General features: G+C 45.2%; 7 protein-coding genes and 1 rRNA gene. 2 read left to right on the top strand and 6 right to left on the bottom strand.

Features of this window, described 5'->3' with window-relative positions; all coding sequences use genetic code 11:
* The 5 genes from FKN05_RS12745 to trxA form a co-directional block, all read right to left on the bottom strand.
* Positions 1-333: ribosomal RNA gene (locus tag FKN05_RS12745) — 16S ribosomal RNA — on the bottom strand; the annotation flags it as partial.
* A 482-nt stretch (positions 334-815) separates the two neighbouring features.
* Positions 816-1,523, bottom strand: a complete 708-nt coding sequence (fre, locus tag FKN05_RS12740; RefSeq protein WP_099610691.1) for an NAD(P)H-flavin reductase — start codon at positions 1,521-1,523, stop codon at positions 816-818.
* A gap of 235 nt (positions 1,524-1,758) precedes the next feature.
* Positions 1,759-3,609 (bottom strand): 4-hydroxy-3-polyprenylbenzoate decarboxylase, encoded by a 1,851-nt coding sequence (gene ubiD, locus FKN05_RS12735; protein WP_170887697.1) that lies wholly within the window; start codon positions 3,607-3,609, stop codon positions 1,759-1,761.
* Between the two features lie 170 nt (positions 3,610-3,779).
* Positions 3,780-5,039 (bottom strand): transcription termination factor Rho, encoded by a 1,260-nt coding sequence (rho, locus tag FKN05_RS12730; RefSeq protein ID WP_099610693.1) that lies wholly within the window; start codon positions 5,037-5,039, stop codon positions 3,780-3,782.
* Between the two features lie 189 nt (positions 5,040-5,228).
* The gene (gene trxA, locus FKN05_RS12725; RefSeq protein ID WP_099610694.1) at positions 5,229-5,555 is read right to left on the bottom strand and encodes a thioredoxin TrxA; all 327 of its coding nucleotides are present in this window, start codon (positions 5,553-5,555) and stop codon (positions 5,229-5,231) included.
* A gap of 112 nt (positions 5,556-5,667) precedes the next feature.
* On the opposite strand from trxA, the gene rhlB reads away from it, so the two are divergent.
* Positions 5,668-6,966: an ATP-dependent RNA helicase RhlB gene (gene rhlB / locus FKN05_RS12720; protein ID WP_170887696.1), complete on the top strand. Its 1,299-nt coding sequence runs from the start codon at positions 5,668-5,670 to the stop codon at positions 6,964-6,966.
* 7 nt (positions 6,967-6,973) lie between these two features.
* Positions 6,974-8,467: a guanosine-5'-triphosphate,3'-diphosphate diphosphatase gene (gppA, locus tag FKN05_RS12715; protein WP_170887695.1), complete on the top strand. Its 1,494-nt coding sequence runs from the start codon at positions 6,974-6,976 to the stop codon at positions 8,465-8,467.
* A 30-nt stretch (positions 8,468-8,497) separates the two neighbouring features.
* Here the strand turns inward: gppA and FKN05_RS12710 are convergent, their stop codons facing one another.
* The gene (locus FKN05_RS12710; RefSeq protein WP_170887694.1) at positions 8,498-11,935 is read right to left on the bottom strand and encodes a hybrid sensor histidine kinase/response regulator; all 3,438 of its coding nucleotides are present in this window, start codon (positions 11,933-11,935) and stop codon (positions 8,498-8,500) included.
* Positions 11,936-11,938: the final 3 nt, after the last annotated feature.

The raw sequence follows: 11,938 nt of genomic DNA, 5'->3' as shown, positions 1-11,938 counted from the left end.
CAGTGTGGCTGATCATCCTCTCAGACCAGCTAGGGATCGTCGCCTTGGTGAGCCCTTACCTCACCAACTAGCTAATCCCACCTAGGCATATCCTGACGCGAGAGGCCCGAAGGTCCCCCTCTTTGGCCCCCGCTCATTATAAGCAAGGGCATCATGCGGTATTAGCCATCGTTTCCAATGGTTATCCCCCACATCAGGGCAATTTCCCAGGCATTACTCACCCGTCCGCCGCTCGTCAGCAGAGAAGCAAGCTTCTCTCTGTTACCGCTCGACTTGCATGTGTTAGGCCTGCCGCCAGCGTTCAATCTGAGCCATGATCAAACTCTTCAATTAAAGTTTTGTTGGTCTTACGACCGGCTCAATGAATACTGATAAGTTTCTAGGCTCTAGAAGCTAGTTCCTAGAAAACTTGAATTGACTGTGCTCGATACCGTTCTCTAAAAGAGATAAGTATCAAATTGGTCACTCAGTTCATTGATAAATCTTTTTGATTATCATCAACGAGTGCCCACACAGATTGATTGGTTTAAATTGTTAAAGAGCGTTGCTTGGAAGGCTCATTGAGCTTCAAAGCGGAGGTGAATTCTAACGAGTTAATTTGAAGAGTCAAACACTTTTTCAAATTTTCTTTTTTAGAAGCTTTCCCTCAACTAACACTGCCTGAAGCCTTGCGGCGTCTGCCGTGTCAGTGAGGCGGCATTATAGGGGGTTTGGTTAGCTTGGCAAGTGCTTTTTAAATAAAAAATGGAAAAACACCTCAACCAGCCTAAAAAGCAACCAAAACGGCATTTTCTGATTACTTTATGAACTATAATTTAAATAAATGCATAAGCATCCGCAAACATACGCTCGTTAACCGCATGTTTATGCTGAGTAAATTGGTCTCTTGCTGCTCCTGCCATATCAAAACGGCCAGCGATATAGATGTCAAAGTCAGCTAAAGATTCAAAATCCGCCATCACCGCCTGTAATACATTGCCAACTTTGCCAGACCATGCAGATGATGGCGTTTCCACTGTGGGAATAAAATCCATATTGGAATATTGACTAGCTAACGCTTGTAATTCTTCCAGCGCATAAAGCTGGCTTTCATCCTTAGCTCCCCAATAAAGATGAATCGGCGTCGTTTGTTGGGTCGCTAAGCAATGATCCAAGATCGAACGCACGTAACTAAACCCAGTACCGCCTGCGATTAATAGTAGTGGCCGCTGGCTATCTTCTCTTACCCAGGCATCCCCATGAGGCGCATCAATAGTGATATCACTGCCCTCAGCCAATGCGGTTTCCATCTGCTGGACAACTTGCTGCGCATAAAGATTATGCTCAGCAGCACCAATATGCAGCTCGATGTTTCCTTCCAGTTGACAAGGGCTATTAGCAATTGAAAATGCCCGTTTGTCCTTTTCTCCCATTATCACCATAACATATTGTCCCGCTTTAAAATCTAATCGCTGCGCGGGCTGCAGTAAAATGCGATAAGTATGGCTCGCTAGAGGAGAAATAGACTTAACTTTACATTGCATAGTGTTGAGCTTCCTTTTTACTTGTTTTGCTCAGGCTGACGACCACAAAACAAGTTATCTATAGCCTAAAAACTAACCAGTACATAGTGAGCGAATTCATCACTGACTGGTATTCTCTATATTATGTGGCAAATTAAAATAATGACGATATCGGTTACCCAGCCACTGAGCACCCCATCGTTAACTTAAAAGTGATCTAACCCGTCTCTATATACGCGCCTAGGTCAACAACGCATTATTTGATCGCTAATTGTGGCCAAAGTTGATCAATCTTAGCTACTAGCTGAGAATCTTTCTTAATTGGTGTCCCCCATTCACGAACCACTTCTCCTGGATATTTGTTCGTTGCATCTAAAGCAAGAGGCGATATGCCACGACCCTGATTATCCAGTTTGAACGTATCACGAGCTGGATCCATGCGAGTGGTTATCGCCCAAATGACATCATTCCAATCATGCACATTAACGTCTCCATCACAAATCACCAAAAATTTCACAACGGTAAAATATGATAAATATTGCCATACCTGTTCAAGCATTAATTTTGATTGCCCGGCTTGGGTTTTATCCATTGAGAGTAAAACGAACTGATTGTCGGCGCTTGGTGGTAAATAGATCTCGCGCAATTGGCTATGTTGCTGCTTCAATTTCAGCAAATCAGCCTCAGTGATCGGCGTCACCGGTCGAGTATTATTAAGGTTACTCGCCGACTCGACCGGCCATTTCTCAGTCGCGTCTAAGCCCATTTTTGAACCTAGGCCAACCACAGGTGAAGCAAAATCCAATGAATCAATAGGGGTGTTTTCAATCATCAAACTATCTCGTACTGGCTGCATATACTGAGCCATAGCTTGAATAACTGACGACCAATCGCGCGCATCCACGGTGTGATCACAGACAATCACAAATTTGGTGTACATAAACTGACGAAGAAATGACCAGACCCCCATCATCACTCGCTTAGCATGACCTGGATATTGTTTTTTCATCGTCACTACCGCCATGCGATAAGAGCACCCTTCCGGTGGCAAATAGAAGTCAACAATTTCAGGGAACTGTTTTTGCAAAATAGGTACAAAGACTTCATTTAACGCAACACCGAGCACCGCTGGTTCATCCGGTGGCCGTCCGGTATAGGTACTATGATAAATCGCTTGTTGACGCATGGTGACATGAGTCACCGTAAAGACATGATGACGCTCAACTTCATTGTAATAACCAGTATGATCGCCATAGGGGCCTTCATCAGCGAACTCATTCGGGTCAATATAACCTTCGAGAACAATTTCAGCACTCGCGGGAACGTCTAAATCGTTACTGACGGATTTAACCACCTCAGTTTTACTACCACGTAATAAACCAGCAAAGGCATATTCAGACAAGGTGTCTGGCACGGGGGTAACTGCACCAAGAATGGTTGCCGGATCAGCACCAAAAGCCACCGAAATTGGGAACGGTTCACCAGGGTGAGTTTCCATCCAGTCCCGCAGATCAAGTGCACCGCCACGATGAGCTAACCAGCGCATAATAACCTTATTCTTGGCGATCTTCTGTTGTCGATAAATTCCTAAATTTTGCCGTTTCTTGTTCGGGCCACGAGTAATGGTTAACCCCCAGGTTAACAAAGGGGCGACATCATTTGGCCAACAACTCATGACTGGGATTTTATCTAAATCAACCTTATCTCCCTGCCAGATGATTTGTTGGCAAGGCGCTTTACGTAATCGCTTAACAGGCATATTAAGCACTTGCCGAAAAACCGGTAGTTTATCTATCGCATCCTTAAACCCTCGCGGAGGTTCCGGTTCTTTAAGATAAGCGAGCAATTTACCCACTTCACGCAAATCTTGGACGCTTTCTCGCCCCATCCCCATCGCAACGCGTTCAGGTGTGCCAAATAAATTGGTTAAAACGGGCATATCGTAGCCAATAGGATTTTCGAACAGCAGCGCAGGGCCTTTCAAACGTAAGGTTCTATCACTGATCTCGGTCATTTCATAGTGAGGGTCAACCGGATGGGTAATACGTTTTAACTGACCATGCTGTTCCAGATAGTCGATAAAATCACGTAAATCCTTAAAATTCATAAGCTTTCTTGGTCGCTGGTTACCTAGAATTTAGTATAACAAAAAAGCACTTTAGTTCAGCGCTCTTTTCTATCGAATTAGAAGGTAATTTTTATTCAGCCTCCAAACTGACGTGACTGAATAAAAAAACACCACTCATTTAAGTGGTGTTTTTTTTATCTAATAAAGCGTTATTGTCGGCGCATGGCATCAAAAAATTCATCATTGGTTTTGGTCATTGCCAACTTATCGATGAGGAATTCCATTGCATCAGTTTCGCCCATTGGATGCACGATCTTACGTAAAATCCACATTTTTTGTAACTCATCAGGCTTAGTTAATAGCTCTTCACGGCGGGTACCTGAGCGGTTAAAGTCAATTGCAGGGAAAACGCGTTTTTCAGCAATTTTACGATTAAGGTGCAGTTCCATGTTACCTGTCCCTTTAAATTCTTCGTAAATGACTTCATCCATTTTTGAGCCCGTATCAACAAGAGCGGTAGCAATAATGGTTAAGCTGCCTCCCTCTTCAACATTACGCGCGGCCCCAAAGAAACGTTTAGGACGATGCAACGCGTTGGCGTCAACACCACCGGTCAACACTTTACCAGACGAAGGAACCACCGTGTTATAAGCCCGAGCTAAACGAGTAATCGAATCGAGCAAGATGACAACATCTTTTTTGTGTTCAACCAAGCGTTTAGCTTTTTCAATGACCATATCGGCCACTTGAACGTGACGTGAAGCAGGTTCATCAAAGGTGGAAGCAACCACTTCGCCTTTTACTAAACGTTGCATTTCAGTGACTTCTTCTGGGCGTTCATCAATCAGTAATACCATCAAAACACACTCAGGATGATTGCTGGCGATACTTTGTGCGATGTTTTGCAGCAACATGGTTTTACCCGCTTTGGGTGGCGCAACGATCAAACCACGCTGCCCTTTACCAATTGGGGCGGCAAGATCAAGAACACGTGCAGTAATATCTTCCGTTGAACCATTACCACGTTCCATGATCATGCGCTCATTGGCATGCAAAGGTGTTAAGTTTTCAAAAAGAATTTTGTTGCGGGCGTTATCAGGCTTGTCGTCGTTAACCGTGTTCACTTTAAGCAGTGCAAAGTAACGTTCCCCTTCTTTAGGTGGACGAATTTTCCCAGCGATTGAGTCACCCGTTCGCAAGTTGAAACGGCGAATTTGGCTCGGTGATACATAAATATCGTCGGGGCCAGCTAAATATGAGCTGTCTGCACTGCGTAAGAAACCGAAGCCGTCTTGAAGGATTTCCAAAACACCGTCGCCAAAAATATCTTCGCCGCCTTTAGCATGAGCTTTTAAGATAGCGAAGATAATGTCTTGCTTGCGTAGACGCGCGAGGTTTTCAAGGCCTAGGCTCTCACCAAGTTTCACAAGATCAGACACAGGTCTGTTCTTCAGTTCTGTTAGATTCATTGTGGTGGATACTTGTTTAGTCAAAATAGGATCTATTTTCTAGTTAAGATGGATTTGGTCTCAGGATTGACCAAGAAGTGAACACTTGTTTAATTAACGTGCGATAAACTAGCACTAAATAACAGACTAGTCTAGAAAATGTTTTTTGCAAAATAAAACCGCACCTCATGTGCGGTTTTATACATTGCGCTAAACGTTCGCGTCCAAAAACTCTTTTAGCTGAGTTTTTGATAACGCACCGACTTTCGTCGCCGCCACACTGCCATCTTTAAATAGCAGCAGTGTTGGAATTCCACGGATACCAAATTTCGGCGGTGTCCCGGCATTGTGGTCGATATTTAATTTACCGATAGTGAGTTTGCCTTCATATTCGTCTGCGATTTCATCCAGAATTGGGGCGATCATTTTGCAAGGACCACACCATTCTGCCCAAAAATCAACCAGAACAGGGCCTGCAGCTTTGATCACATCGTTCTCAAAACTTTCATCAGAAAGCTGCAAAATTTTATCACTCATCTTCCACTCCAATGTGTTTTTTCTGAACTGGTTGCATACTAACCAGTAATTAGATGCTCTATTGGAATGTATTTACTTCCGTATTGCAAGTGTAAGCTGATATTCTATAGCAATGAAAAAGACACACATCACAGAGCAAAAGTTCGCCGACTTCGGTTTACACCCGCAAGTCATTGAAGGATTGGATAAAAAAGGGTTTGAATATTGCACCCCGATCCAAGCCTTGGCGTTGCCGGTCCTGCTCACCGGCCAAGACATTGCAGGCCAGGCCCAAACGGGCACTGGTAAAACCCTTGCGTTTCTTACTGCGACCTTTAATCACTTACTAACAACCCCTGAAGCGGAAGGACGAAAACCTAACCAGCCTCGGGCAATCATCATGGCCCCGACGCGTGAATTAGCGATTCAGATTTATCATGATGCAGAATCACTGATTGCCACCACGGGTATAAAAACCGCGCTAGCCTATGGTGGTGAAAGCTACGATAAGCAACTGACTAAAATTCAGCAAGGCGTCGATGTATTAATCGGTACCACCGGACGTATCATCGATTTCTATAAACAAAAAGCGTTCAACCTTAACCATATTCAAGCAGTCGTGTTGGACGAAGCCGATCGTATGTTTGATTTAGGCTTTATTAAAGATATCCGTTTCTTGTTCCGTCGCATGCCTGAACCGAAAGAACGCCTCAATATGCTCTTTTCTGCGACATTATCTTATCGCGTGCAAGAATTGGCCTTTGAACACATGCATAACCCTGAACATGTGGTCGTGGAAGCGACGCAAAAAACCGGTCACCGCATTAAAGAAGAGCTGTTCTACCCTTCAAATGAACATAAAATGGCACTTTTACAAACCATTATTGAAGAAGAATGGCCAGATAAAGCGATTGTTTTTGCTAATACGAAGCATCGCTGTGAACAAGTTTGGGGAAGTTTAGCCGCTGACGGACATCGAGTAGGGCTACTGACTGGTGATGTACCGCAGAAAAAACGTGAACGTATCTTAGAACAATTTACCCAAGGTGCATTGGATATTTTAGTGGCGACCGATGTCGCGGCTCGTGGCTTGCATATTCCCTTAGTCACGCATGTTTTTAACTATGATTTACCTGACGATAGCGAAGATTATGTCCACCGTATTGGCCGGACTGGTCGAGCGGGGGAAAGTGGTTCTTCGATCAGTTTTGCTTGTGAAGAGTACGCCGTCAATTTACCTGCGATTGAAGAGTATATTGAGCATAGCATCCCTGTATCTGAATATGATGCCAGCGCGCTGTTGACAGATTTACCCAAGCCGTTAACACTGCGTTCGTCACAACAGCGTCGTACCAATACTGCGGGTTCACGTTCAGGAAACCGAAAGCCTCAGCGTCGTCCACGAGCACCACGTCCAAAAAAGGATTCGTAACTAACCGATGAGTCAAAGTACTTCTTCACCATTGTATGCAGCTATCGATCTCGGATCAAACAGCTTTCATATGCTGGTTGTACGCCATATTGATGGCAGCGTACAAACGATGGCCAAAATTAAACGTAAAGTACGTTTAGCGGCAGGCTTGGATGAACATAGTGTTCTCAGTCAGGATGCCATGCAGCGTGGCTGGGATTGTCTGAGCTTGTTTGCGGAACGATTACAAGACATTCCGGCGCAGCACATTCGTATCGTCGGTACTGCAACGTTACGTACCGCAACCAATGCAGAACAGTTCTTAGTCAAGGCGAATGCCATTTTAGGTCATCCCATCGAGGTCATTTCCGGTGAAGAAGAGGCGGCAACCATATACAAAGGCGTCGCACACACATCTGGTGGTGTGGGTCGTCGTTTGGTGGTTGATATTGGCGGAGCGAGTACAGAACTGATTATCGGTGAAGGGTTTGAAGCAAAAGCCTTAACCAGCCTGAAAATGGGTTGTGTGACTTGGTTGGAGCGTCATTTTAAAGATCGTCAACTGACGGCGATAAACTTTGACCATGCCATTCAAGCGGCCAAGCAGATGATGACTCCCATCTTAGAGGTCTATCGCCAATTGGGTTGGAATGTCTGCGTTGGGGCAAGTGGTACCGTGCAAGCGCTACAAGAAATCATGTTGGCTCAAGGCATGGATGAGGTCATTACGTTAGCGAAACTTCAACGTTTACAAAAACAGGCCATGTTAGCGGATCATCTTGAAGAGCTTGAAATAGAAGGCTTAACGCTTGAGAGGGCTTTAGTTTTCCCCAGTGGTTTGTCTATTTTAATTGCGATTTTTGAATCCTTAGACATTGAAGCGATGACATTAGCGGGTGGAGCACTACGTGAAGGGCTGGTCTACGAAATGGTGCAAGATCTCCGGCAAGAAGATATTCGCGCACGCACAATTGCCAGTGTACAGAGCCGCTATCAAATCGATCAACATTATGCTGATCAAGTCGCTTCACTGGCTAGTCGGCTTTATCAGCAATGTGGTTCTGAACAATGGATTCCAGAGCCTCAAGCCGAGATGTTGTTACGCTCTGCTGCTCAGTTACATGAAATTGGTCTGGCCATTGATTTCAAAAAAGGCGGCGAACACAGTGCTTATCTACTGAAAAATTTAGACTTGCCAGGCTATACTCGTGCCCAAAAACACTATTTGGCAGAGCTAACCCGTCGTTATCGAGAGACTCTCTCTTCACTTCCCGAACAGCATGCGTTATCTGCTACCAGTGCAAAACGTGTCTTACGTTTGTTGCGCCTTGCGATTTTGCTAAGCCATCGACGCAATCCAGCCTTAGAGCCGAAATTCGCTTTATGTGCCGATGAAGATAAGTTGACGCTAACTCTCGATGGGCAATGGTTACGTGATAATCCGCTCACTCATGCAGAACTGGAGTTGGAAGCTAACCGACAAACGGATATTGGCTGGCCACTCGCCATTGTAACCAAGTAACGCCCATCCAGCCCTTGCTATGCCAAGGGCTTATTCTCCTACTTGATTAAGCAAAGCCCTTAATTTGAGTGGTTTAACTGGTTTGGCCATAAAACTGAATCCGTTAGATTCTATTCCCTCCAGAATATCCGGATTACGATCAGCACTGATAATCACACCGAGAAACCCCTCTCCTAGTCGTAAACGGCATTGCTGTAATACTTCTAATCCTGTTCGACCGTTGTCGAGTCGGTAATCTGATAGAATGACATCCGGAATCCATTGATCATCGAGTGCTTTTAAACTAGATAACAGATCGGTAGACGTTTTTACCTCACAACCCCAGCGCTCAAGCAGATCACGCATCCCAATCAAAATATCGGCCTCATTATCCACACATAAAACCCGTAAATAACTCAGCTCAGAAACTGGGCTGCCCCCCAGCGAAGAAGGGATTATCTGCTCCGCTACACTCGCCCGCGCTAAGGTGATGGAAAAAACACTTCCTTTCTCCGGCCAAGAGCGCATGGAAATTTCATGACCCAATGCTTGGGCGATCCCTTTTGATATCGCCAATCCTAACCCTAACCCTTGATCGGAACGAATTTGTCCGCCTCGATTAAACTCTTCAAAAATCTCTTGCTGTTTATCTTCTTCAATCCCGATGCCGTTATCCCAAACATCAATGCGCACCTTGCCTTGCCTGCGCCTCACACCGAGTACCACTCGTCCTTTGGGATTATACCGAAACGCATTAGTTAAGAAGTTCTGAACCACTCGGCGCAATAACTTGGGATCTGAACGCACATACAGTGATGAGGGAACCATATGAAATTCAATCGCTTGTTGCTTCGCTAACGCACTAAATTCGGCATCTAAATTCGTGAAAACATCCTTAATAGCGAAACTTTGCAGCTGAATATCTAATTTCCCCGATTCCAAACGAGAAATATCCAATAAATCACCAATCAAATCCTCAGCGGCACTTAATGCACTTTCAATATGATGAGCAAGCCGCTTCGACTCTTCTTCCTTCGCCACCTCAGATAAAGACGAGGCAAAGAGACGCGCAGCATTCAAGGGCTGCATGAGATCATGGCTGACTGCGGCTAAAAAACGAGATTTCGATTGAGACTCTCGTTCGGAGCGTTGCGTTGCTAATACCAACTGCTTGTTGAGTTTCTCTAGCTCACGCGTTCGCTCTAGCACTCGTTCTTCCAAATGCTCATTGGCTTCTTGTAAACTGCGTTCCACATTGCGAAAAACCGTAATATCGGTAAAGCTCATGACAAACCCGCCTCCCGGCATTGGGTTGCCTTGTACTTCAATCACCCGACCATCAGGACGCATCCGTGATGAGGTATGTCGTGAACCTTGTTCTAAATAGTAAACTCGCTTACGCACATGTTCTTCAGGATCACCCGGTCCACATAGCCCTTTTTCGGCATTATGGCGAATAATATCGGCAATCGGTCGCCCGACCTGAATCAGTCCTGCCGGAAAATCAAACAGTTCTAGATAACGCTGATTCCATGCCACTAGCCTTAACTGCTTATCAACGACCGCAATCCCTTGGCCGATATGCTCAATCGCACCTTGCAGTAATCCACGGCTAAAGTCATACAGTTCAGAGGCCTCATCGACAATCGTCGCCACTTCTTCAAGCTGCATTTTCCGCCCTTGCAAGGCTGACGTGAGTACTAACTTCGCCGATGAGGCTCCAAAAACACCTGCTAGCACTCGCTCAGTATGACGAATTAATCCAGAAGAGGCTTGCTGATTTGGCAGCAAGGTTTCTTGCTGTTGATGCCAATATTGCCCGAAGGCACTCCGTACCCTTGGTCGCCCGACAAAACGGGACGCTAACATTTCTAATTCAGCCACCGTTACCCGACTTTGATACAAACTCATATTCTCATTTTCAGGTAACGGCGTCCCAATAAAAGAGGCCGATTGCAAACGTTCACTCAAGCTAGAATGGGTAAAAAGCGACACCACCACATAGCACAACGCATTTAAACTGACACTCAATAGCATTCCCCAATCAATAGGACTCATACCAGCCGCCATTAAAGATTGAGGGGGTGTGATCACCCAAAGTAAAATATTACTGTCAGCATCTCCGGCCAGCATCTGAGTCGCGGTCATCAAGGTAATTAACCACAGTATGAATCCAACGGCTAAGCCAACATAAACGCCTTTACGATTGCCTTCCCGCCAATACATCCCTCCCAATAAGGCGGGGGCAAATTGGGTAATTGCAGAAAAAGAGAGAAAGCCAATCGCGGAAAGAGACGGAATACTATCCAGTGCAAGATAAAATCCCCATGCTCCCATCAACAATAACAAAATCAAGGTACGACGAATAATCACCAACAAGCCCGAAAAATGGCGATGGTTGCGATGTGTTAATCGCATACGACGCAGTAACAACGGCATCACCAAATCATTGGATACCATAATGGCAAGAGCAATGGTTGAAACAATCACCATACCAGAGGCAGCAGAGGTTCCCCCTAAAAAGGCCAACAATGCGATCTGCTCTGCGCCAACCTGCATGGGAATGCTCAACACTAAGGTATCTGGAGAGCCATTCGGTAACAAAATTTGTCCTACCCAAGCAATTGGCAGCACAAACACGCCCATTAATAAAAGATAAAGTGGAAACAACCAGCGAGCGGTGTGCAGATCTTGGGCTCGTTCATTTTCGACAATCATGGTATGAAATTGCCGAGGCAAACAAATAATGGCTAGCATCGTCAAAACAGTATGAACCAGGAGTGTCGGCCAATTGGGTGCTTGATAGGTTTGTTGCACATGACTTAGAAAATCAATGTCTTGCTTGCCAAAAATAAGCAAAACAATAAACACGCCTACCACTAAAAATGCGAATAGCTTAACGAGTGACTCAAAGGCGATCGCCATCATCATGCCACGGTGATGCTCCGTGTTATCGATATGTCGCGTGCCAAATAGCATGGTAAACAGCGCCAAAGCCAAGACCACAAACCAAGAGACATGATTGTCTTGATAGCCCAGTTCTGCATATAAATCAGGGGCAACCACATTAAGCCCCATGGTGATCCCACGCAGTTGCAACGCGATATAAGGTAAAATTCCTGCTACCGCAATCAAGGTAATGGCTACTGCTAATCCTTGCGATTTGCCATACCGCGCGCCAATAAAATCGGCGATAGAGGTAATGTGTTCTCGCTTAGCGATTAAGATCAACCGAGCTAACATTCGCCAACCGAATAAGAAAACCAATATTGGCGCGAGATAAATGGGGAGAAAAGACCAAGGATTCTCACTGGCTTGGCCGACTGTTCCATAGAATGTCCAAGAGGTGCAATAAACAGCAATCGATAAACTATAAATCCAAGGCCGCCACTGAGCTAACCACTTAGCTTGCCTATCGCCATACCACGCGATTAAAAACAGTACGCCTAAATAAACCAGCGAAACTGAAATAACTAACCATCCTTGCATTAT

The organism is Vibrio sp. 1-1(7) (assembly GCF_013048485.1).
In the GTDB taxonomy this organism is placed as follows: domain Bacteria; phylum Pseudomonadota; class Gammaproteobacteria; order Enterobacterales; family Vibrionaceae; genus Vibrio; species Vibrio fujianensis.
Note: the sequence above shows the minus strand (reverse complement) of the source record. Positions and strands in the feature narration are given on the sequence as shown.

Bases quoted from the DNA above. Each gene is read 5' to 3' on its own strand.
- FKN05_RS12710 (WP_170887694.1), bottom strand. From the start codon at position 11,935: ATGCAAGGATGGTTAGTTATTTCAGTTTCGCTGGTTTATTTAGGCGTA.
- ubiD (WP_170887697.1), bottom strand. From the start codon at position 3,609: ATGAATTTTAAGGATTTACGTGATTTTATCGACTATCTGGAACAGCAT.
- rho (WP_099610693.1), bottom strand. From the start codon at position 5,039: ATGAATCTAACAGAACTGAAGAACAGACCTGTGTCTGATCTTGTGAAA.
- trxA (WP_099610694.1), bottom strand. From the start codon at position 5,555: ATGAGTGATAAAATTTTGCAGCTTTCTGATGAAAGTTTTGAGAACGAT.
- gppA (WP_170887695.1), top strand. From the start codon at position 6,974: ATGAGTCAAAGTACTTCTTCACCATTGTATGCAGCTATCGATCTCGGA.
- fre (WP_099610691.1), bottom strand. From the start codon at position 1,523: ATGCAATGTAAAGTTAAGTCTATTTCTCCTCTAGCGAGCCATACTTAT.
- rhlB (WP_170887696.1), top strand. From the start codon at position 5,668: ATGAAAAAGACACACATCACAGAGCAAAAGTTCGCCGACTTCGGTTTA.